The organism is Paraburkholderia sp. RL17-347-BIC-D (assembly GCF_046027915.1).
Classification (GTDB): Bacteria; Pseudomonadota; Gammaproteobacteria; order Burkholderiales; family Burkholderiaceae; genus Paraburkholderia.
This window is the reverse complement of record NZ_JARESS010000006.1, coordinates 212,696-233,743: the sequence shown is the minus strand read 5'-3', so window position 1 is coordinate 233,743 and position 21,048 is coordinate 212,696. Positions and strand designations below refer to the sequence as shown.

Below are 21,048 nucleotides of genomic sequence, written 5' to 3'. Positions count from 1 at the left end.
TCGATAGCTTTTGAAATGGTCCCGTTTCTTCTTTTTCAGTAGTCGACCGGCAACGGATCAAGACTACGCCACATATACCAGGTGGCGACGGTACGCCACGGCTCCCAGTTGGCGGCGACCTCGCGCGCTTCGCTGCGTGTGACCGGTTCGCCGCTGAAGTAGTTGACACTGATCGCACGGATCAGGCCCAGGTCGTCGAGCGGCAGCACGTCGGGGCGCGACAGATTGAAGATCAGGAACATCTCCGCCGTCCAGCGGCCGATGCCGCGAATCTGCGTGAGTTCTGCGATCACCGCCTCGTCTTCCATCGACGTCCATTTACCGACGTGCAGCGCACCCGAAACGAAATGCTGCGCGAGATCGAGCACGTATTCGGCTTTGCGCTTGGACAACCCGCACGTGGTGAGCTTTTCCAGACCGAGCTTGATGAACTGCTGCGGCACCAGCTTCGGACAGGCGGCCTCGACTTTCGCCCAGGCGGCTTGCGCGGACGCGACCGAAATCTGCTGGCCGACCACCGAGCGCGCGAGCGTGACGAACGGATCGCCGCGGCTCAGCAGATGCACCGGGCCGAACTTCGGAATCAGTTTCTTCAGAATGCGATCGCGCTTGACGAGGTCGGCACACGCCTTGTCCCAATAGGCCGGGCGCGTGACTTCAGGCGTGAGGCCGCCGATCTGCACCGGCACCGCGACTTCGCTCGCGCTCGCCGCTTCGCCGCCCGCGGTTGCGGACGCGCGCGTCTTGCGCACGACTTCGCCTTCGTGCCCCTCCACCGTTACGCGGGCGAGCTCCTGCACGTCGCCGGCCAATTCAGCCGGCAAGGCGCCATTGCTCTTCAAACGCGGCGCCTTCGCGCGCTTCGCGAGAGGCGCATGCGCCGACGCGCCATTGAGCCCGCGCTTCACGGCGGTCTTTGTCGCTGCACCCGCTGCCGTCTTGGCCGCCACCCCGGCGGCTTTCGACGATGCTTTCCTTACCGCGCCGCCGCCCGTGCGAGCCGACGTGCGTGTCGACTTTGCCGCGGTTGCCGCGTTTGTTTGAGACGCGGCTCGTTTAGCCGGCGTCTTCGTGGCCGTTGCCATCCTGCCTCCTGCCTGGCGAGTCGATCAAAGGGTAAGTCGAGGTGCGCTCACACGCGCCGCCACTCGGTCAACCCGCCGGGTTTGTCTTCAAGTGCAACGCCGGCCTCGAGCAATTCGGCCCGGATCCGGTCTGCTGCCGCATAGTCCTTCGCCTGCTTGGCGGCCACGCGCGCCGCGATCTTTGCTTCGATCGCGGCGGGCTCGAGCGCGCCTTCGGCTGCTGCCCCCGCTGCCTGCTGCAGGTACGCACGCGGCTCGCGGCCGAGCAGTCCAATCACCGCGCCCAGCGAGCGCAATTGACGGGCCAGCGCGGGGTCGCGCGTGCGGTTCGCTTCTGTTGCCAACTCGAACAACACCGACACTGCAACCGGTGTGTTGAAGTCGTCGTTCATTGCTGCCTGGAAACGCTGCGCATGCGCTTCGTTCCAGTCGAGCTCGGCGTCGTCCGGCGTGACGTCCTTCAGCGCGGTGTACAAACGCGCGAGGGCGTTGCGGGCGTCGTCGATATGCACGTCGCTGTAATTCAACGGCGAGCGGTAATGCGCGCGTGCGATGAAGAAACGCACGACCTCGGCATCGTACTGCGCCAATACTTCGCGGATCGTAAAGAAGTTGTTCAACGACTTCGACATCTTCTCATTGTCGATCTGTACGTAGCCGTTGTGCATCCAGAAATTGACGAACGTTTGACCGGTAGCGGCTTCACTTTGCGCTATTTCGTTTTCATGGTGCGGAAACTGCAGGTCCTGTCCGCCGCCGTGAATGTCGAAATGTTCGCCGAGCAACGTGCAGCCCATCGCCGAGCATTCGATATGCCAGCCAGGACGGCCGCGCCCATATTTCGAATCCCAGCCGGTGTCGGCGGGCTCTTCCGGCTTGGCCTGCTTCCACAGCACGAAGTCGAGCGGATCCTGCTTCGCGTCGTTCGCCGCGACGCGTTCGCCCGCGCGCAGATCTTCGAGCGACTTGCCCGAGAGCTTGCCGTAGTTCGCGAACTTGCGCACCGCATAGTTCACGTCGCCGTCACTCGCCTGATAGGCGTAGCCGTTCGCTTCGAGCTGCTCGATCATGCCAAGCATCTGCGGAATGAAATCCGTGGCGCGCGGTTCGATGTCGGGCCGCTGAATGCCGAGCGCGTCCGCGTCTTCATGCAGCGCCTTGATGAAGCGATCGGTCAGCGCTTTGATCGTTTCGCCGTTCTCCACTGCGCGCCGGATGATCTTGTCATCAATATCCGTGATATTGCGCACGTAGGTCACGTCGTAGCCGAGCGTGCGCAACCAGCGCTGCACGATGTCGAACACGACCATCACCCGCGCATGACCGACGTGACAATAGTCGTACACGGTCATCCCGCAGACGTACATCCGCACGACGCCTTCTTGCCGCGGCACGAAAGTTTGCTTGTCACGCGCGAGCGTGTTGTAGATGCGCAGTGATTCCATAGAGAACGGTGCGTGGGCCGAAAGAAATCCGCAATGTGTTTCATGCGCGCCGCGCCCCGCGAACAAATGGCGGGTGCGTCGCATACAGCAAAACCGGTGCACCTGGTGCGGCGGTCAGGCTGCGATCAAGGCGGAGACGACCACGAGTGGCGAAAAGACAGTTTGCGGTTCGACGGAACGCGCAGACCTTTTGTTAGAATGGGTCGGAGTATAACATCCAGACCTGAGCCTATGAAACCTTCAAGCGGCCGCGCGCGCAGCGCTGCGACCCTCGCCGCGGCGGCCTTCGGTGGCGTCGCGCGCGGCATGAGCGGCGGCGACGCTCTCGGCGCCACGCGTGCCCTCACGTTGCGCGTCACCCTGGCTGTCGCCCTTGCCGCCGTGCCCGCCTCGGCCGCCTTCGCGCAGAAAGCCGCCACGCGGCCGCAGGGCCCCGCCGTGCGTGACAACACGCCGGAAATCGACGCGTCGATCGCGCAGAAAAACTGGGCGGCCTCGCTGACCCAGCTCGACGCGCGCATCGCCTCGAATCCACGCGACGCGCAAGCAAAGTTCAAGCGCGGCACGGTGCTCGCCCATCTGAATCGCGACGACGAAGCCATCGCCGCGTTCACCGAACTCACGCAGACGTACCCCGAGTTGCCCGAGCCCTATAACAACCTCGCCGCGCTTTATGCGAAGCAAGGCCATTATGCCGAAGCGCGCGCCGCGCTGGAAACGGCAACCAAGGTCAACCCGGGCTACAGCCTCGCGTACGAGAATCTCGGCGACCTGTATCTGCGCATGGCCAACGAGGCCTATCGCCGCGCACAGAGCCTCGGCAAGGTGAGCCCCACCACCACGCAGCGCCTCGCGGACATTCAGAAAGTCATCTCGCCGGTCAAGACCCCGGCCCAGCCGAAGCAGTCCGCCGTCCCGGAAGACGACTACACCGCTCGCGCCACCTCGAACATGACGCAGACGCCGAGCTTCCAGTACGGCGGCGCGAACGGCTCGCTCGCCATGCCGCCGTACATGGCGCCGTCGAAGTAAAGCCCATTACGCTCTCGCGCAATACGTTTTTTCCAACCCTGAGGATCTTCATGAAATGGTTGATGTTGGCGCTCGGCAGCGCCGCCCTGATCGCAAACGCTCCCGCATTTGCCCAGTCCGGTTCGCAAGCCGCGCATCCGTCCGTCCTCTTCAAGACATCGGAAGGCGACATCCGCGTCGAGTTGTATCCTGAGAAAGCGCCGAAGACGGTCGCCAACTTCCTCGACTACGTGAAGTCCGGCCAGTACAGCGGCACGATTTTCCATCGCGTGATTCGCGGCTTCATGATTCAGGGCGGCGGCTATACGCAGAGCTTCGCGGAGAAGCCGACGCGCGCGCCGATTGCGCTCGAAAGCCGTAACGGTCTGAAGAACATGACGGGCACGCTCGCCATGGCGCGCACCAGCGATCCGAATTCGGCCACCGCGCAGTTCTTCATCAATACGGTGGACAATGCCGGCCTCGACTATCCGAATCCGGACGGCAACGGCTATGCGGTGTTCGGCAAGGTCACGAGCGGCATGGACGTCGTGAAGAAGATCGAAGGCACGCCCACTACCTCGCGCGGCCCGATGAGCGACGTGCCGCAAAAGCCGGTCGTGATCGAGTCGGCCACGGTCGTCGGCAAGTAATTGAAGCAAAGGCGAGCACTGAAAGCGCGCGCAAGACACCGCGCCCACGAGAAAAGCATCAGCGCTCAATCCACGCCCCGGCGCGGCCCGGCGTCAGTTCATGACGACTCGCCGCGCCTTTTACCCACCCTGTTCATCAAAGGATTCCATCATGGTTGAACTGCATACGAACCACGGCGTCATCAAACTCGAACTGGACGCTGAAAAGGCGCCGAAGTCGGTTGAGAACTTCCTCAACTACGTGAAGGCCGGCCACTACGACAACACGGTGTTCCACCGCGTGATCGACGGCTTCATGATCCAGGGCGGCGGCTTCGAACCCGGCATGAAGCAGAAGCCGACGGCCGAGCCGATCACCAACGAAGCGAACAACGGTCTGAAGAACGTGAACGGCTCGGTCGCCATGGCTCGCACGAACGACCCGCATTCGGCCACGGCACAATTCTTCATCAACGTGAACGACAACGACTTCCTGAACCATTCGTCGCCGACGCCGCAGGGCTGGGGCTACGCCGTGTTCGGCAAGGTCGTCGAAGGCTTGGACATCGTCGAGAAGATCAAGAAGGTCAAGACGGGTTCGAAGGGCTTCCATCAGGACGTGCCGGCGGACGACGTGGTGATCGAAAAGGCTGTGATCGTCGACTGAACGTGAACGAAGCGTCGACTCGTTCGAACTGACATCAGGCACCTTCAATGCTGCAAGAAACGCCGCTGCGAAGCGTCGCCGCGGGCGTGCCTGGCGAGGGCAAACGCCCGCACGCCGCACGCCCGTTTTTTCTCCTCTCCGATATTCATCTGAGCGAGGCGATTCCGCATACGGTCGCCGCGTTCGAGCATTTCATCCGCTTCACGGCCGAGCAGGCCGATTCGGTTTTCATACTCGGCGACCTGTTCGAGTACTGGATCGGCGACGACATGCTCGTCGAGCCGTTCGTCGCGCGCATGGCGGCGCTGTTGCATACGCTGTCCGAGCGCGGCATCGCGCTCTACATCATGCACGGCAACCGCGATTTTCTGCTGGGCAAGCGCTTCATGAAAGCGGCCGGCGCGATCTGGCTGCCCGATCCGTTCGTGATCACCGCGTTCGGCACGCGTATCGCGCTCGCGCATGGCGATGGCTTGTGCACCGCGGATCGCGGCTATCAATTGTTCCGGCATTTTGCGCGCAACCGTTTCGCGCAGATGCTGTTTCTCGCGTGGCCGTTACGCTGGCGTCAGAAACTCGCCGAGAACATGCGCGCGAAAAGCGACCAAGGCCGCTCGCGGCCGGTTTCGCCGAAGTACGACGTGACGGCGGCGGCCGTGGCCGCGTTATTCAAGTCGTCGAAAACGGCGACCATCATTCATGGGCACACGCACCGGCCGGCGCGGCATCGCGAGCCGGGCGGCACGCGCTGGGTTTTGCCGGATTGGGATCTCGACCACGGCGAGCGCCGTGGCGGGTATTTGCGTATCGATGCTGAAGGGATTCGGGCGTTGCCATTAGGTTGAAGGTGGTGGTGCGGGTGATTGCAGCGCCGCTGGCTCCCCGCATGTCAGCGCTTTCGTTGGTTGAATGCGATCGTAATGATTGATCGCAGAGCGACTGTCGCAGCGCATGCCAGCGTCGATACGGCCGTGTCTCCGCGTCGCATGCCGCATTGCCGTTAGCGCCGGCCGCCAGCGTGAACGGCGGCATCGTCGTCTGCAAGCAGACGTCAACGCTCCGCCGCCGCCCCTTCCACCTTCCCTGCAATCGCGGCCGACAACCGCCGTAGATCGAGCAACGCCGCATCCGCGCCTTGCAGTCCTTCGAGACTCGTACCCAGCCGCTCCAGTGCGTCGACGATTTCGTCGATGCGTTTCGCCTGGGTGGCGGCGTGATCGATCAGGCCATGGATCGCCAGCGACACCGGATCGTCCGCGTTCGGCGTAATGCCGTATGCGCAGAAGCCGCTGCTTCCGGCGGAGCGTTTGACGTCGCGCGCCGCGCCGTTGGAACCCGCATTCGCCGCCTCTGAAACCACTGCGGCCGCCGCCGGCACGATGATCCGCGCCGGATTACCCACCGCCGTGCCACGCGCGGGCACGGGCTTCGTCACCACCGCGTTCGATCCGATCTTCGCGTCCGCGCCGATCGTAAAACCGCCGAGCACCTTCGCACCCGCGCCCACGATCACGCCGCGCTCGAGCGTCGGATGCCGTTTCGCGCCACGCGTGAGCGACGTGCCGCCGAGCGTGACGCCCTGATAGATCGTGCAGTCGTCGCCGATCTGCGCGGTCTCGCCGATCACCACGCCCATGCCGTGATCGATGAACACGCGCCGCCCGAGCGTCGCGCCCGGATGGATTTCGATGCCCGTCATGAACCGCGCCATCTGCGAGATGAATCGCGCGAACCAGCGGCGTTTAGCCCGCCAGCATGCATGCGCGAGCCGGTGCAGTACGAGCGCGTGCAGGCCCGGATAACACGTGAGGACTTCCCAGGCGCTGCGGGCGGCGGGGTCGCGCTCGCGGATCGTGGCGATGTCTTCGCGAAGTCTCGTGAACATGGCAGGGACTGTGTTGTGGGAGAAAGGGCCGCTCGCGCGACCTGGCGCGCGCCACGGCACGGCTTGCCGGATAGCACGGCGGCAGCTTTGCTTAGAACGTTTTGAGGATTGTAGGGGGATTGCGGAAAACCTGCCGGAAGTCCACGCTGCCGGCGGGGTCGTCGCCGGCTATCGGAAAAGCATTCAGGAACGGCATGCGGCGCTCAGGACGCGTCGCCGTCCTTGGACTTGGTCTTCAACAGAATGTGCTTGGCGATGCCGCGCACGATATTCACTTCCTCGCGCTCGAGACCCGAGCGTGCAAAGAGACGCCGCAGACGCGACATCAGCTTCTTCGGATTGGCGGGATCGAGAAATTCGAGCGCGACAAGCGCGCTTTCCAGATGCGTGAACATGCTTTCGATTTCGTCGCTCGCGGCGCGTGCGCCTGCCGGCTCGCCCTGCCCCGCAGCCGCCCGAGCCGCAGCCACTTGAGCCGCCGTGGGCGCGCTATCGGCCGACAGATACATCGTGCGCAACTCATACGCCAACACCTGCACGGCCTGCGCGAGATTGAGCGAGCTATAAGCGGGATTGGCAGGAATATGCGCCAGCGCGCTGCATCGCTCGACGTCATCGTTCGACAAACCCGTGCGCTCGTTGCCGAACACCAGCGCGATCTCGCCATGCACCGCCTGCTCGCGCGCGACGCCGGCCGCGGCGCGCGGCGTCCATTGCGGCGGCCCGTATTCGCGCAGCCGGGCGGTCAGCGCGATCGACCAGTGCACGCCGTTCAGGGCGTCGGCGAGCGTCGGCACGACGTGCGCGGAGGCCAGCACGTCGTCGGCGCCGCTTGCCATGGCAATGGCTTCCGGATCGCTCTGCACGTGCGGCACGCGTGGCGACACCAGCACGAGCCGCGAGAACCCCATGGTTTTCAGCGCGCGCGCCGCGGCGCCGACGTTGCCCGGATGGCTCGGCTCGACGAGCACGAAGCGCGTCGAGGTGAAGCCCCCACGCAGTTCGGCCACGTCAGGATCGGAAGAATGGTGGGTGTGGTCCACGATGGAATTCTGCATGCTAAAGACGCGTATGGTAGCGCCAACGCCACAGCCAGTCCGATTTGCATGCGAACGCGCTTGCCAATGCCGCGTAAAACCCGGGGAGATGACCCGCCCGTCCCGAGAACGCTGCCGCGGCGCCCGGACTCAGGTAAAATACCTAGATTCGCGTCCAGCTTCGCCGTCCGGCTTGGCATGAGCGCCTCGTTCTTATCCAATTCGTCTCCGTCGGCGGAATGCGCACCGGTCCTGTACCGGGCGAGCGTTCCGTGCTGTTTCCGCGCCTTTCTCGAGGGCGCCCAATTAGCGCAGGTTAGCGCTCATTTACCGGCCAGCAGCCGTGCTGCCCCGGCACAAGGATCCAGTCTCATGCATCCCATGCTCAATATCGCCGTGAAGGCCGCGCGCCGCGCTTCACAGATCATCACCCGCGCGTCGCTCGACCTCGATCTCGTCCAGGTCAGCAAGAAACAGCACAACGATTTCGTCACGGAGGTCGACAAAGCGTCTGAAGCGGCGATCATCGACACGCTCAAGACCGCCTACCCCGATCACGCGATCCTCGCCGAAGAATCCGGCAAGTCGGATGACGAATCCGAATATCAGTGGATCATCGATCCGCTCGACGGCACCACCAATTTCATCCACGGTTTTCCGTACTACTGCGTGTCGATCGCGCTGGCTCATAAGGGCATCGTGACGCAAGCCGTGGTCTACGATCCGACCCGCAACGACCTGTTCACCGCCTCGCGCGGCCGTGGCGCATTCCTCAACGACCGCCGCATCCGCGTGGCCAAGCGCGACCGTCTGGCCGACGGCCTGATCGGCACCGGCTTCCCGTTCCGCGAAAAGGACGGCCTCGAAGCGTACGGCCGCCAGTTCGCTGAAATGACCGAAGCCTGCGCCGGCCTGCGCCGTCCGGGCGCCGCCGCGCTCGATCTGGCGAACGTCGCCGCCGGCCGCATGGACGGCTTCTTCGAGCAAGGCCTGAATGCGTGGGACGTCGCCGCGGGCAGCCTGCTCATCACCGAAGCCGGTGGCCTCGTCGGCAACTACACGGGCGATTCGGATTTCCTGCACGTCGGCGAAATCGTCGCGGGCAACCCGAAGGTCTACGCTCAGATGATCCCGATCCTGTCGCGCTACAGCCGCACGCGTCAGCAACCGGCGTAAGCCTTGCCCGCGTGACGCCGGGTCAGCACCGGCAAACGGAATATGAACGAGCGGCTTCGGCCGCTTTTTCGTTGGCGCGCCTGCATGCAGCGGGCGTTCGTGCTACAAAGCGGAAGGCCGCGCCGGCGCACTCCATTGCTGGCTGCGTTTTGCGCGTTTTTGCTGCGCCCTGCTTTGCGCCTGACTTGCGCGCAGCTTCCGACCCGCTTCATGAAAAAAGGCTTCTACACAATCATCGCGGCGCAGTTTATTTCGTCGCTTGCGGACAATGCACTGTTGATCGCGGCCATCGCGCTGCTCTCCGTGATTCGCTCGGCCGCCTGGGTCACACCGCTACTGCAGATTTTCTTTACCGTTTCGTATGTGCTGCTCGCGCCGTTCGTCGGCGCATTTGCCGACTCGATGCAAAAGCGTCACGTCATGTTCATCTCCAACGCGTTGAAGGCGAGCGGCTGCCTGATGATGATCGCGGGCGTTCATCCGATGATTGCCTACGGCGTGGTCGGCTTCGGCGCGGCCGCGTATTCGCCGGCCAAGTACGGCATCCTCACTGAACTGCTGCCGGCGGAAAAACTCGTCAAGGCGAACGCGTGGCTCGAATCGGCCACCGTGCTGTCGACCATCGTCGGCACGATGGTGGGCGGCGCGCTGATCAGCACCTTCGCGGATAAATTCGTCGCGCATGCGCATCTGCCGCTGATCCGCTCCTCCGCCGATCTCGCCATGTTCGCGACGATGGTGACGTATGCGATCGCCGCCGCGATCAACATCTTCATTCCCGACACCGGCGCGCGTTATGAGAATCGCCTGAGCGAACCGAAGAAACTGATCGGCGATTTCTATCATTGCTTCAACGTGCTGTGGGCCGACAAACTCGCGCAGATCGCGCTGTGGGTAACCACGCTGATGTGGGGCGGCGCGGTCACGCTGCAATTGCTGGTGCTCAAATGGGCCAACGTGAACCTCGGGCTGTCGCTCTCGAAGGCGGCGGTCATGCAAGGCGTCACGGGTCTCGGCATCGCGGTGGGCGCCGCGGCCGCGGCCGCGCTGATTCCGTTGCGCAAATCGCTGCGCGTGTTGCCGGTCGGCATTCTGACCGGCGCGGTGGCGATCGCCATGGCGTTCTACAACAAGGATCTGTTCCCGCCGGGCGCGGGTATTCGCATCGGCACGTACGTGCTGCCGTTCTACATTCTGCTCGCCTATCCGCTGATGATCCTGCTCGGCGCGCTCTCGGGGTTTTTCATCGTGCCGATGAACGCGATTCTTCAGCATCGCGGCGCGACGCTGCTGTCCGCGGGACATTCGATCGCGGTGCAGAATTTCAACCAGAATCTCGCCGTGCTGCTGATGCTCGGCGCCTACGCGCTGCTGCTCACGGCGAAGATGCCGGCGCAGTGGATCATCGTCGTGTTCGGCACCTTCATCACTTTCATGATGTGGCTGGCCAAGCGGCGTAGCGCGGTGAATGAACGCACGGTGGATATGCGGGCGATGGCGGAAGAATGACGCCTTCATGCAGGTGAAGCGGGCGCGGCGCGGCTCGTGCGAGATGTGTCGCCGCGGCGTAGGGCTGCAATGTGGATTGGCGGTTCAGATTGGCCGTCCGGCCAGGGTCCGCTCGCCGCGCCGGCAGGTTAAACTCACGCCCTGAACAGCTAACGCAAGAAGATACCGAGGATGGGCATTCAAACCGCAGCGGCCAACGACGTCGCACAACACACGCCGATGATGCAGCAATACCTGCGCATTAAAGCGGATCATCCGGGCACGCTGGTGTTCTACCGGATGGGCGACTTCTACGAACTCTTTTTCGAAGACGCGGAAAAAGCCGCACGTCTGCTCGATCTGACACTCACGCAGCGTGGCGCGTCGGCGGGCAATCCGATCAAGATGGCGGGCGTGCCGCATCATGCGGTCGAACAATATCTGGCGAAGCTGGTGAAGCTCGGCGAATCCGTCGCGATTTGCGAACAGATCGGCGACCCGGCTACGTCGAAGGGCCCGGTCGAGCGCAAAGTGGTGCGCGTGGTCACGCCGGGCACGCTCACGGACGCCGCGCTGCTGTCCGACAAGAGCGATGTCTACCTGATGGCCATGTGCGTGGCGCATAACCGCCGCGGCGTCGCGACCAGCGTCGGTCTTGCATGGCTGAATCTGGCGAGCGGCGCGCTGCGCCTCGCCGAAGTCGCGCCCGACCAGGTGGCGGCCGCGCTCGAGCGCATTCGTCCCGCGGAAATTCTGGTGTCCGACACGCCCAGCGACTCGGCAAGCTGGACGCCGCCGGTCAATGCGGGCGCCCTCACCCGCGTGCCGGTCTGGCACTTCGACGTCACCTCGGGCACGCAGCGCTTGTGCGATCAACTGGAAGTGGCGGGCCTCGACGGCTTCGGCGCGCATTCGCTGACTTGCGCATGTGGCGCGGCCGGCGCGCTGCTGCTGTATGCCGCCGCCACGCAAGGCCAGCAATTGCGTCACGTGCGCAGCCTGAAGGTCGAATACGAATCCGAATATATCGGCCTCGACCCCGCCACGCGCCGCAACCTCGAACTCACGGAAACACTGCGCGGCACCGAATCGCCCACGCTGTGTTCGCTGCTCGACACTTGCTGCACGACCATGGGCAGCCGTCTGCTGCGTCACTGGCTGCATCATCCGCCGCGCGAATCGGCGGTGGCGCAGGCGCGTCAGCAGGCGATCGGCGCATTGCTCGACGCGCCGCCGGGCACGAGCGTCGACTCATTGCGCGGCGCGTTGCGGCAGATCTCAGACATCGAGCGGATTACCGGGCGTCTCGCGCTGCTGTCGGCACGGCCTCGCGATCTGTCGAGCCTACGCGATACCTTCATTGCGTTGCCCGAGTTGCGCACGCAACTCGCGGCCGTTGCGTCGAATGCGGATTCGCTGGCGCGCATCGACGCTTCGCTGGAACCGCCGCAAGCCTGTGTCGAACTGCTCAAGCGCGCGGTTGCGCAGGAACCGTCGGCGATGGTGCGCGACGGCGGCGTGATCGCGCGCGGCTACGACACGGAACTGGACGAGCTGCGGGATATTTCGGAGAACTGCGGGCAGTTCCTGATCGACCTCGAAACGCGCGAGCGCGCGCGCACGGGCATCGGCAATCTGCGCGTCGAGTACAACAAGGTGCACGGCTTCTATATCGAAGTCACGCGCGGTCAGACCGACAAAGTGCCCGACGACTATCGCCGCCGTCAGACGCTGAAGAACGCCGAACGCTACATCACGCCGGAACTGAAAACGTTCGAGGACAAAGCGCTGTCCGCGCAGGAACGCGCGCTCGCCCGCGAACGCTCGCTGTACGACGCGCTGCTTCAGGCGCTGCTGCCGTTCATCCCGGATTGCCAGCGGGTCGCCTCGGCGCTCGCCGAACTCGATCTGCTGGCCGCCTTCGGCGAGCGCGCACGCGCGCTCGATTGGGTCGCGCCCACGTTCTCGGCGGACGCCGGCATCGAAATCGAACAAGGACGGCATCCGGTTGTCGAGGCGCAGGTCGAGCAGTTCATCGCCAACGACTGCGCGCTCACGCCCGAGCGCAAACTGCTGCTGATCACCGGCCCGAACATGGGCGGTAAATCGACCTTCATGCGGCAGACCGCACTGATCGCGCTGCTCGCGTATGTGGGCAGCTACGTGCCCGCGCGGCGCGCCGCATTCGGGCCAATCGATCGCATCTTCACGCGCATCGGCGCTGCAGACGACCTCGCTGGCGGCCGCTCGACCTTCATGGTCGAGATGACCGAAGCCGCCGCGATCCTGAACGACGCCACGCCGCAAAGTCTCGTGCTGATGGACGAGATCGGCCGCGGCACGTCCACGTTCGACGGGCTCGCGCTGGCGTGGGCTATCGCGCGGCATCTGCTCGCGCACAACGGCTGCCATACGCTGTTTGCCACGCACTACTTTGAACTGACGCAGTTGCCGGCGGAATTTCCGCAGGCGGCCAACGTGCATTTGTCGGCGGTGGAACACGGGCACGGCATCGTGTTCCTGCACGCGGTCAACGAAGGTCCGGCGAATCAGAGCTACGGCCTGCAGGTCGCGCAACTCGCCGGCGTGCCGAACGCGGTGATTCGCGCGGCGCGCAAGCATCTGGCGCATCTCGAACAGCAGTCAGCCGCGCAACCCGCGCCGCAACTCGATCTGTTCGCCGCACCCATGCCGATGCTGCTCGAAGACGCCGACGACGAACGCGACGATGCCAAGGCGGAGCCGGCGGCATCGCCAGCTATGCAGGCGCTCGTCGAGCGTCTGCGCGGCATCGATCCGAACGATTTGCGGCCGCGCGAAGCACTCGATCTGCTGTACGAACTGCACGAGCTGGCCGCCGCGCCAGATGCGGATCATTGACGCACACAGGCCCTCGCAGCGTCCGCGCAAACTTCGCGCGGCGCTGACCCTCGCCCTCACGCTCTCGGGCGGCGGCGTGCCGCTCGCAGGACTGTTCGCGGGCCTGTCAGGTTTCGCGCCGGCGGCCTACGCCGATACGCCGCGCTACACCTTCGCGGTCATCGCCAACACGATGCAAAGCGCCGCCGACGAAGCGCCCACGCAACGGCTGATCGAAGCGATCAGCCGCGAGCGCGACATGTCGTTCATCGTCTACGACGGCAATCTGAAGGGCGCGAAAGAAGCCTGCCGCGATGCGCTTTACGAGCGTCGCCACGCGCTCCTCGAAACGTCACGACCCGCCCTCTTCTTCATTCCCGGCCAGCATGACTGGGCCGATTGCGGCACGGCCGAAGCCGGCGGCTTCGATCCGATCGAGCGGCTCGATCAGTTGCGTCAGACGCTCTTCGCCGACGCCACCTCGATGGGTCAGAACCCGATCGCGTTGACGCGTGAAAGCGAAGTCTCGCGCTTTCGTCCATATCGCGAGAACGTGCGCTGGCAACTGGGCGATACCGTGTTCGTCGGCCTGAACGCACCGAGTCCGAACAATCATTACCTGACCGCGGGCGGACGCAACGGCGAATTCGAAGACCGCGTGATCGCCAATGCGTTCTGGCTGGAACACGCGGGAGAATATGCGAAACGCCGCGACGCGCGCGCGATTGTCGTGTTCATTCAAGGCGACCCGGACCCTGAGCGCTACGAACGGCCTGACCGTTTTGCATGGCTACGTTTTGCGCGTAACACGCGCCGCGATGGTTTTCTGGAATTCAAACGCAGCCTTGTGAAGCTCGCGCAGATTTTCCGCGGACCCGTGCTGGTGATCCATTGCGACGACGAGCGTGCGAGCGCCGGCTTCGTGATCGATCAGCCGCTACGCAATGACAAAGGGATGCTGGTGACGAATCTCACGCGTGTCGCGCTCGCGCCGCATGATCGTCTTAATCAGTGGATTCAGGTGGATGCGGATCTCGGCAGAAAACCGCCGTTCCGGGTAAGCGTGCGCGATGTGCCGAAGCAAATGCCGATGCCCACCGCGCAGCCCGTGCTGCCGCACGATGAACCGCCCGCCTCGATGCCGGCTGTACCGGCGCTCGGACCCGCGTCGGAATTGCCGCCACTGTTGCAGACGCCCGGGGAGTCGCAACTGGATCAGCAGCCGCGCATACCGGCGGATCAGGGCGGCGGCGGCTACGGGCCGGCTACCTCGACGCCGCCCGCGCCGGCCTCACAGCCGCACACGCCGGGCGCTTCTTCAAGCCTGCCCGGCATGCCTGCAAGCTCAGTGCAGCGTGGGCCCTGACTTGTCTTCTTCGTCGTCCTCGTCTTCGTCGAGAACTTCGAGGCCGTCGGCGCCATGCGCGTGTTCGTGCTGGATTTCGTCTTCGGTAGCCGGGCGCACGTCTTTCACCGTCAGCGCGAAACGCAGTGCCATGCCGGCGAGCGGATGGTTGCCGTCGAGCACGACTTTGTCTTCCGCGACATCGGTCACCACGTAGACGAGCGAATCGAGATCCTCGTCGCCTTCTTCCGGCGTGCCTTCGAATTGCATGCCGACTTCGAGCGGTTCCGGGAAGCGATTGCGCGGCTCGATCTTCACCAGATCAGGGTCGTACTCACCGAACGCGTCTTGCGGCTCGAGCTGGATCTGAGTCTCGAAGCCGGCCTCGTGGCCGTCGAGCTCTTCCTCGATCTTGGGGAACGTGCCATCATAGCCGCCGTGCAGATAGACCATCGGCTCGTCGCTTTCTTCAATCAGATTGCCCTGCGCATCCGACAGCTTGTAAGCGACCGACACGACGGTGTTCTTTGCGATTTTCATTCGATTCTCCAGAATACAACTCACATTATACGATGCCCAAGCGGCCCACTGACCACCCGGCCGACGTAGCTTCGGCACGGAATTTGTCGCCGGCTTCAAAGCCGGCTGTTCCGGTTCTCCCGCCTTCGCCAGACACGCCGACACCACTGCTCGGCAATCTGACGCCGTCGCAATTCATGCGCCGCTACTGGCAAAAAAAACCGCTGCTGATTCGCCAGGCGATCCCGAACGTTGAGTCGCCATTGTCGCGCGACGAATTTTTCGAACTGGCCGATCAGGACGAAGTCGAAGCACGCCTGATCACGCATTTCCGCAATAAATGGCAGATGGAGCACGGGCCATTCGCATCTGACGAACTGCCGTCGGTGAAGCAACGCGCATGGACGCTCCTCGTGCAAGGCGTGGATCTCTACGACGATCGCGCGCGGGCTTTGCTGGACCGTTTCCGCTTCGTGCCGGACGCGCGTCTCGACGATCTCATGATCTCGTATGCAAGCGACGGCGGCGGCGTAGGGCCGCACTTCGATTCCTACGATGTGTTTCTTTTGCAAGTAAAAGGCAAGCGCCGTTGGCGTATCAGTGCGCAGAAAGATCTGACACTGCAAGCCGATTTGCCTTTGAAAGTTTTACAGAATTTCCAGCCCGAAGAGGAATGGCTGCTCGAACCGGGCGACATGCTGTACCTGCCGCCGCACATCGCGCACGACGGTATCGCCGAAGGCGAATGCATGACTTGCTCGATCGGTTTTCGCGCGCCTTCCGCGGGCGAATTGACCGCGCAGTTCCTCTATCATCTGGCGGAGCGCGGCGAGTCGGCGGGCCAGCCAGACGCGCTTTATCGAGATCCGCAGCAACCTGCTGTCGAGCATCCGGCCGAGCTGCCCGCGGCGTTGGTCGATAGGGTTGGCGCAATCCTTGCTGGCGTCAAATGGAATGAGCAGGATATTGCGTCGTTCCTTGGCACGTATCTCAGCGAACCCAAGCCGAGTGTCGTCTTTGATCCGCCGCAAAGGCCGCTTAATGAAGCCCGTTTCATCAGTCAGGCATCGAAGTCAGGTATTCGGCTGGACCGCAAGACTAATTTGTTGTACAACCGCCGTTTTTTCTTCGTAAATGGAGAGGAAACGTCATTTAATGGCGCAAAAAAGTGGTTGTTTGACCTCGCAAATCACCGGTGCATGAGTGCGAAACGCTTTGTAACACTCTCAGACGATTCGTCGGTGACAGCACGGCTACACGAGTGGTATTGTGCGGGCTGGATACAAGTGGGCGAGCTTGCGTAACTCTGCCTGCCTGCTATACCGTACAGTGAAATTTTGTATGAGAAAGACAACGTATTGACCCCGGATTTATGGATTGTCAGTACGAAAGTGCATATAATTTCCGCCCAAGCCGTAGGGAAGATTCGAGCTCGTCAAAAGAGCTTCTCCACCAGCGGCCCAGGTCGGTGTTGGAGCACATTACCGGTTTTATTTTGCGCTGTTGCTTACCTTTAAACCATAAAAGGACGTGATCATGAAGAAATCCCTCCTCGTAGCATCCCTGTTGGCAGCTGTGGCACTGGCTGCATGCAACAAGAGCAACGACCAAGCCGCTGCCCCGGCTAGCGACGCAGCTGCTGCTTCGGCACCGGCTGCCGCAGCTTCGGATTCGGCTGCTGCTGCTTCGGGTGCTGCTGCTGCTGCGAGCGACGCTGCTGCTTCGGCTACGACCGCTGCTTCGGACGCAGGCGCTGCTGCTTCGGACGCTGCCGCTTCGGCTGCTGCTCCGGCTTCGGGCGCAAGCCAGTAAGCTGTCGCATAGGGTTTCGCCTCTGGGCGAAAACTGCATCGGGAAATCATCGCGATTTCCCGTGCAGTAAAGCAAAACGCCACGGATTCACATTCGTGGCGTTTTGTCATTTAGGCGCCGCTTTTTACAGCGGCGTTGATTGCTTCTAATCAGCCTGTTGCACCGGCGCGGCGTTCTCTTCGAAGAACTCGCGCACGACCTCGATCTCACGGGTGCGTTTGAATGGCGGCAGGCTCTGCCAGATACGGCGCCCATACGGTTTGTCGACGAGACGTGTATCGCAGATCATCAGCACGCCGCGATCGGTCTCAGCGCGAATCAGACGGCCTGCGCCCTGCTTCAGCGTGATCACGGCCTGCGGCAACTGATGCACGGCGAATGGGCTCAAGCCTTTCTTGGTCAGCGCATCGAGTCGCGCCGACAGCACCGGATCGTCGGGCGGCGCAAACGGCAGCTTGTCGATCACCACCAGCGACAATGCGTCGCCGCGCACGTCCACGCCTTCCCAGAAGCTCTGGCTGCCCACCAGAATCGCATTGCCATAGGAACGGAAGCGCTCCAGCAACTCGGTGCGGCTCGCATCGCCTTGCACGAGCAGCGGATAGTCCCAGCCGCGCGCTTCGATCGTATCGCGCAGCTTGGCCGAGATGCGGTCCACCGCGCGCAGTGTCGTGCACAACATGAAGACGCCGCCACCCGATGCTTCGATCGCCGGCAACGCGGCGTCGAACACTGCGTCGGTGAACATCGGCGAGGACGGCTGCGGCAAATTGCGCGGCACGTACAGCAGCCCCTGCGTCGGATAGTCGAAGGGACTGGGCAGCGTCATCGAACGTTTCGCGTTCAGGCCCATCTGCGCGGCGTAGTGCGTGAAATCGCCGCGCACCGACAGCGTGGCCGACGTGAAGATCCATGCGCGCGGCACGCCGGCGCGCTGCTTCGCGAAGATCGGCGCGACCGACAACGGCGTTTCGTGCAACTGCACGGTATGCGAGAAGACTTCGATCCAGCGCACCTTTTCGTTCGGGTCGGCGCGCTCGGTTTTGCCGTCCGCAGAGGCGGCGTCAGCGGCTTCGCGCTCGGTCTGCGTGGGCGGCGTGGTCCAGCCGGCAAGCACGCCTTGCAGTTCGCGTGCGCGGCGCAAACATGCGCCGATCGATTCCGCTCGCTCGGCCTGACCCGCCAGCGCGGACGCCAATGCATCGAGTTCGGTTTCGAGCGTTTCGAGCGCGGGGAATAACGGGTGATCGTCAGGCAACTGGCCGATCGACAAGCGCACCGTGTCTTCCTTGAAGGCAAGCCGCACATCGCGCGCGGCGCGCTCGAGCGTCGCGCCGAGCTTGACCCAGTCGACCGTTTCACGCGCATGCCCTAAACCTTCGGCCACCGAATCGCGAGCGAGCTCGAGAAACTGCGTGGTCGAAAGCGTCTCGCCGAAGAACAGCGTGGCTGTCTCGGGCAGCTGATGCGCTTCGTCGAAGATGATGGTGTTGGCGGTGGGCAGCAACTCAGCCATGCCCGTATCGCGCAGCATGATATCGGCGAAAAACAGGTGGTGATTCACCACCACGATATCCGCCTGCTGCGCCTCGCGGCGCGCCTGCATTACAAAGCAGTCCTTGTAATGCGGACACTCCTGGCCGAGACAGTTTTCACGTGTGGACGTGACCATCGACCACACCGCGGCCGTTTCAGGCACGCTCGCCAGTTCGGCCTTGTCGCCGGTGCGCGTGATCTTCGCGAAGCGCACGATATCCTGCAGATACGAGGTTTCCTGGCGCGACGGCAGACGGCCGTTATCCGCGGTGCGCTGCAAATAGTAGTGGCACAGGTAATTCGCACGCCCCTTGAGCATGGCGACCGACACCGGCACTGCGAGCGCATCGCGCACGGTCGGAATGTCGCGCTGAAAGAGCTGATCCTGCAGATGCTTCGTGCCGGTGGAGACGATCACCTTGCCACCCCACAGCATGGCCGGCACCAGATACGCATAGGTCTTGCCAGTGCCCGTACCGGCTTCGACGATCAGCGTGTTTTCGCTGCCGTCGAGGCCGCCCGATTCCGCGCCCTCAGCGGCTTCGGCGGTGGCGCCGGTGCCTACCCCCTGCAGACGCCGCGCCGGACGCTTCTGCGCCTCGAACATGGCCGGCTCGGGCATTGCGCGGCCCGACGCTTCCATGGCGGCGGCGACGGCGCGCGACATTTCGATCTGCGACGCGCGCGAGCGATACCCGTCGATCTGACGGGCCAGCAAACCGTTCTCAGCGAAGATCTCGTCCAGTTCGACGACGCGGCGCGGATTCAGCGACGCGCTCAGTGCGGACGCGGCGGGACGCGGCGCCGGTGTAGCGGCTCCTGATGCGTCATCGCCCGGCGTGGCACGGGATGAAGTTTCAAGCGGTGAATTCAAGGCAAGCGTTTCCTGCAAAGTCCGGCTCGCGCGGCGCGCGCCCGGCGCCTGCCAGGCCGCGAACTCAGGCGCGTGCGTCCGGTTCGAGCTGCAACTGCAGCAAGATGATGGTGTCCTTGACTTTGAGTTTGCGCTTTTTCAGGCGCTGCAACTCGAAGTCGTCGATGCCGGGCTCATCCGACATTCGGTCGATCAACCGATCGAGCCCACTATGCTCCGATTCCAGTTGCAGAATGCGGTCGCGCAGTGTGTCCGCGTTGATGACGTGATGTTGATCCCGCATGCTCGCCTCCTCTCGTCGATGGTGCGGGCTACGTGTGCAGCCCGCTACCTGAGGTTGCTGTCCGGCTTAAAACGCATTACGGCGGCTACGGCCCTGTCACGCACGCTCAGGGCCCCTTCAGCACGCTTACTGCTGTTGTTGCTGCTGCTTTTGCTGCTCTTCCTGTTGCTGCTGTTTCAACGCGTCCTGACGCTTCTGCTCGGCTTTCTCGGCCGCCTGTTTCTGACGCGCCTCCACGTCCGCCTTGTGCTGCGCCGCGTCCGCCTGCTTCTTCTCGAAGCTCTGCTGCTTCTGCACGCGCTCCTGCGCCTTCTGCGCGCCTTGCGCACGCGCCTCGTCGAGCTTGCGCTGGAAGTCGCCCTGCTTCTGATCGTACGCCTGCTGGTTGGCGGCAGCCTGCGACGGGCTGATGCCGCGCTGCGCCTGATCCAGCGCATGCTGACGCTGCTTCTCCTGATAGGCCTGCGCATTCGCGCTGCGCTGCGGCGCTTCGGCGGCGCGCTGCGCCTGATCGAGCTGATGCTGACGCTGCTTGTCTTCGTAAGCCTGGGCGTTGCGCGCGTCGTCGGCGGCACGCTGCGGCGCGCTCGCTTCGTCCTGCGCGCGCTTGATCGCGGCCTGCTCGTCACGCACACGGGCGCGCTGCGTGCGCTGTTCGCCGTCGAGCGCGAGCTGTTCCTTGCGAATGTCGGCCTGCACCGAGCGCATGCTGTCGCGCGCCTTGTTCAGGCAATAGTTGACGAAGAACTTGCTATAGCAGTCGTGTTCCGCAATGCCGTAGCGGTAGTTGTTCTCCTCGGTGCGCTGATCCAGAACTTTTTGCCGTGCGTCGAAATCGCTTTCCGGCGCTGCCGCGTTGCCGGCGTTGTCCGTGCCCTCGGCGTTCGTGGCGCCCTGCGCCTTCGTCGCGCTCATGGCCTGTTCGCCCGATGCGGCGGCCGGCGCCAAGGCGCCTGCGGGCCGCGCGGCGCTGCTGCTCGCCGGCGTCACGGATTGCGCCACGGCCGGCGCGGACATGGCCAGCGCGGCGGCCAGCACACACGACGCGCACGACGCGAAAAACATCCCATTGGAGAGGAACGTGGACCTGAACACGGAGCGCGGCGCCGACACGAGCGAGGTGCGCGGCGAACGAGACAAACCCGGCGACAAAAACGGCGGCAATTGTGACAGGCGAGAGACCAAGCGGGAGCCCAGGCGGTTGAGGGACAAGGAGATCGGCAACGTCGTAGAGGGTCAACGGAACATGCCCGAAATTCTATCACCCTGCGGTTGAGCCCTTTTGCATTTATGGCAAAATGCCCCGCTCCAGCAACCTGGTCGCAGCGCGTACGCCCGGCCTGTCCCGACGTGCCCCACGTGCCCTCACGTAGCGTCAGCGCGCGGCCCCCGAA

At 63.6% G+C, this 21,048-nt stretch carries 19 protein-coding genes; 11 read left to right on the top strand and 8 right to left on the bottom strand.

The window, feature by feature from the left end; translation table 11 throughout:
- Window positions 1–35 precede the first annotated feature (35 nt).
- Window positions 36–1,085 (bottom strand): DNA-3-methyladenine glycosylase family protein, encoded by a 1,050-nt coding sequence (locus P0D96_RS11300; protein ID WP_132373882.1) that lies wholly within the window; start codon window positions 1,083–1,085, stop codon window positions 36–38.
- Between the two features lie 47 nt (window positions 1,086–1,132).
- The gene (cysS, locus tag P0D96_RS11295; protein WP_408313428.1) at window positions 1,133–2,530 is read right to left on the bottom strand and encodes a cysteine--tRNA ligase; all 1,398 of its coding nucleotides are present in this window, start codon (window positions 2,528–2,530) and stop codon (window positions 1,133–1,135) included.
- A gap of 231 nt (window positions 2,531–2,761) precedes the next feature.
- Here cysS and P0D96_RS11290 point away from each other — a divergent pair, with 231 nt between their 5' ends.
- The 4 genes from P0D96_RS11290 to P0D96_RS11275 all read left to right on the top strand — a co-directional run bounded on the left by P0D96_RS11290 (window position 2,762) and on the right by P0D96_RS11275 (window position 5,685).
- Window positions 2,762–3,562 (top strand): tetratricopeptide repeat protein, encoded by an 801-nt coding sequence (locus P0D96_RS11290; RefSeq protein WP_408313426.1) that lies wholly within the window; start codon window positions 2,762–2,764, stop codon window positions 3,560–3,562.
- Window positions 3,563–3,612: 50 nt separating this feature from the next.
- A complete protein-coding gene (locus P0D96_RS11285; RefSeq protein WP_408282677.1) occupies window positions 3,613–4,194 on the top strand; it encodes a peptidylprolyl isomerase in 582 nt (193 codons plus the stop codon).
- Window positions 4,195–4,345: 151 nt separating this feature from the next.
- The gene (locus tag P0D96_RS11280; protein WP_074764298.1) at window positions 4,346–4,840 is read left to right on the top strand and encodes a peptidylprolyl isomerase; all 495 of its coding nucleotides are present in this window, start codon (window positions 4,346–4,348) and stop codon (window positions 4,838–4,840) included.
- A 47-nt stretch (window positions 4,841–4,887) separates the two neighbouring features.
- A complete protein-coding gene (locus P0D96_RS11275; protein WP_408313425.1) occupies window positions 4,888–5,685 on the top strand; it encodes a UDP-2,3-diacylglucosamine diphosphatase in 798 nt (265 codons plus the stop codon).
- A gap of 206 nt (window positions 5,686–5,891) precedes the next feature.
- Here the strand turns inward: P0D96_RS11275 and cysE are convergent, their stop codons facing one another.
- Complete coding sequence (cysE, locus tag P0D96_RS11270; RefSeq protein ID WP_408175901.1) at window positions 5,892–6,725, bottom strand: serine O-acetyltransferase; 834 nt, start codon at window positions 6,723–6,725, stop codon at window positions 5,892–5,894.
- Window positions 6,726–6,928: 203 nt separating this feature from the next.
- On the bottom strand, window positions 6,929–7,768 hold the full coding sequence (locus P0D96_RS11265) for an RNA methyltransferase (RefSeq protein WP_408313472.1): 840 nt from the start codon (window positions 7,766–7,768) through the stop codon (window positions 6,929–6,931).
- A 366-nt stretch (window positions 7,769–8,134) separates the two neighbouring features.
- Here P0D96_RS11265 and P0D96_RS11260 point away from each other — a divergent pair, with 366 nt between their 5' ends.
- From P0D96_RS11260 to P0D96_RS11245, 4 genes are all read left to right on the top strand, one after another.
- The gene (locus P0D96_RS11260) at window positions 8,135–8,938 is read left to right on the top strand and encodes an inositol monophosphatase family protein (protein ID WP_408175900.1); all 804 of its coding nucleotides are present in this window, start codon (window positions 8,135–8,137) and stop codon (window positions 8,936–8,938) included.
- Between the two features lie 210 nt (window positions 8,939–9,148).
- Window positions 9,149–10,447, top strand: coding sequence for a lysophospholipid transporter LplT (gene lplT, locus P0D96_RS11255; protein ID WP_408175898.1), 1,299 nt, complete (start codon window positions 9,149–9,151; stop codon window positions 10,445–10,447).
- A 171-nt stretch (window positions 10,448–10,618) separates the two neighbouring features.
- Window positions 10,619–13,306 carry a DNA mismatch repair protein MutS gene (mutS, locus tag P0D96_RS11250; RefSeq protein WP_408313423.1) on the top strand — a complete coding sequence of 896 codons (2,688 nt, stop codon included), beginning with the start codon at window positions 10,619–10,621 and terminating at the stop codon, window positions 13,304–13,306.
- Complete coding sequence (locus P0D96_RS11245) at window positions 13,293–14,651, top strand: hypothetical protein (protein ID WP_408282685.1); 1,359 nt, start codon at window positions 13,293–13,295, stop codon at window positions 14,649–14,651. The genes mutS and P0D96_RS11245 overlap by 14 nt, the downstream gene beginning before the upstream one ends.
- Here the strand turns inward: P0D96_RS11245 and P0D96_RS11240 are convergent.
- Window positions 14,631–15,170 carry an FKBP-type peptidyl-prolyl cis-trans isomerase gene (locus P0D96_RS11240; RefSeq protein WP_132373872.1) on the bottom strand — a complete coding sequence of 180 codons (540 nt, stop codon included), beginning with the start codon at window positions 15,168–15,170 and terminating at the stop codon, window positions 14,631–14,633. The genes P0D96_RS11245 and P0D96_RS11240 overlap by 21 nt on opposite strands.
- A 32-nt stretch (window positions 15,171–15,202) precedes the next feature.
- On the opposite strand from P0D96_RS11240, the gene P0D96_RS11235 reads away from it, so the two are divergent.
- On the top strand, window positions 15,203–16,453 hold the full coding sequence (locus P0D96_RS11235) for a JmjC domain-containing protein (protein WP_408313421.1): 1,251 nt from the start codon (window positions 15,203–15,205) through the stop codon (window positions 16,451–16,453).
- Between the two features lie 232 nt (window positions 16,454–16,685).
- The gene (locus tag P0D96_RS11230) at window positions 16,686–16,961 is read left to right on the top strand and encodes a hypothetical protein (RefSeq protein WP_083772052.1); all 276 of its coding nucleotides are present in this window, start codon (window positions 16,686–16,688) and stop codon (window positions 16,959–16,961) included.
- Between the two features lie 145 nt (window positions 16,962–17,106).
- Here the strand turns inward: P0D96_RS11230 and yoaA are convergent, their stop codons facing one another.
- The 3 genes from yoaA to P0D96_RS11215 form a co-directional block, all read right to left on the bottom strand.
- Window positions 17,107–19,371, bottom strand: a complete 2,265-nt coding sequence (gene yoaA, locus P0D96_RS11225) for a DNA repair helicase YoaA (protein ID WP_408313419.1) — start codon at window positions 19,369–19,371, stop codon at window positions 17,107–17,109.
- A 64-nt stretch (window positions 19,372–19,435) separates the two neighbouring features.
- Window positions 19,436–19,654: a DUF465 domain-containing protein gene (locus P0D96_RS11220; RefSeq protein ID WP_007181361.1), complete on the bottom strand. Its 219-nt coding sequence runs from the start codon at window positions 19,652–19,654 to the stop codon at window positions 19,436–19,438.
- A gap of 126 nt (window positions 19,655–19,780) precedes the next feature.
- Window positions 19,781–20,671 (bottom strand): hypothetical protein, encoded by an 891-nt coding sequence (locus tag P0D96_RS11215; RefSeq protein WP_408313470.1) that lies wholly within the window; start codon window positions 20,669–20,671, stop codon window positions 19,781–19,783.
- On the opposite strand from P0D96_RS11215, the gene P0D96_RS11210 reads away from it, so the two are divergent.
- Window positions 20,568–20,930 (top strand): hypothetical protein, encoded by a 363-nt coding sequence (locus P0D96_RS11210; protein ID WP_408313477.1) that lies wholly within the window; start codon window positions 20,568–20,570, stop codon window positions 20,928–20,930. The genes P0D96_RS11215 and P0D96_RS11210 overlap by 104 nt on opposite strands.
- Window positions 20,931–21,048 lie beyond the last annotated feature (118 nt).

Excerpts from the sequence above, each read along its gene's own strand:
- P0D96_RS11260 (WP_408175900.1), top strand. The coding sequence starts at position 8,135 with ATGCATCCCATGCTCAATATCGCCGTGAAGGCCGCGCGCCGCGCTTCA.
- P0D96_RS11275 (WP_408313425.1), top strand. The coding sequence starts at position 4,888 with ATGCTGCAAGAAACGCCGCTGCGAAGCGTCGCCGCGGGCGTGCCTGGC.
- lplT (WP_408175898.1), top strand. The coding sequence starts at position 9,149 with ATGAAAAAAGGCTTCTACACAATCATCGCGGCGCAGTTTATTTCGTCG.
- P0D96_RS11280 (WP_074764298.1), top strand. The coding sequence starts at position 4,346 with ATGGTTGAACTGCATACGAACCACGGCGTCATCAAACTCGAACTGGAC.
- P0D96_RS11245 (WP_408282685.1), top strand. The coding sequence starts at position 13,293 with ATGCGGATCATTGACGCACACAGGCCCTCGCAGCGTCCGCGCAAACTT.
- P0D96_RS11240 (WP_132373872.1), bottom strand. The coding sequence starts at position 15,170 with ATGAAAATCGCAAAGAACACCGTCGTGTCGGTCGCTTACAAGCTGTCG.
- P0D96_RS11215 (WP_408313470.1), bottom strand. The coding sequence starts at position 20,671 with ATGTCCGCGCCGGCCGTGGCGCAATCCGTGACGCCGGCGAGCAGCAGC.
- P0D96_RS11300 (WP_132373882.1), bottom strand. The coding sequence starts at position 1,085 with ATGGCAACGGCCACGAAGACGCCGGCTAAACGAGCCGCGTCTCAAACA.
- P0D96_RS11290 (WP_408313426.1), top strand. The coding sequence starts at position 2,762 with ATGAAACCTTCAAGCGGCCGCGCGCGCAGCGCTGCGACCCTCGCCGCG.
- P0D96_RS11235 (WP_408313421.1), top strand. The coding sequence starts at position 15,203 with ATGCCCAAGCGGCCCACTGACCACCCGGCCGACGTAGCTTCGGCACGG.
- cysE (WP_408175901.1), bottom strand. The coding sequence starts at position 6,725 with ATGTTCACGAGACTTCGCGAAGACATCGCCACGATCCGCGAGCGCGAC.
- mutS (WP_408313423.1), top strand. The coding sequence starts at position 10,619 with ATGGGCATTCAAACCGCAGCGGCCAACGACGTCGCACAACACACGCCG.
- cysS (WP_408313428.1), bottom strand. The coding sequence starts at position 2,530 with ATGGAATCACTGCGCATCTACAACACGCTCGCGCGTGACAAGCAAACT.
- P0D96_RS11285 (WP_408282677.1), top strand. The coding sequence starts at position 3,613 with ATGAAATGGTTGATGTTGGCGCTCGGCAGCGCCGCCCTGATCGCAAAC.
- P0D96_RS11220 (WP_007181361.1), bottom strand. The coding sequence starts at position 19,654 with ATGCGGGATCAACATCACGTCATCAACGCGGACACACTGCGCGACCGC.
- P0D96_RS11230 (WP_083772052.1), top strand. The coding sequence starts at position 16,686 with ATGAAGAAATCCCTCCTCGTAGCATCCCTGTTGGCAGCTGTGGCACTG.
- P0D96_RS11210 (WP_408313477.1), top strand. The coding sequence starts at position 20,568 with ATGGCCTGTTCGCCCGATGCGGCGGCCGGCGCCAAGGCGCCTGCGGGC.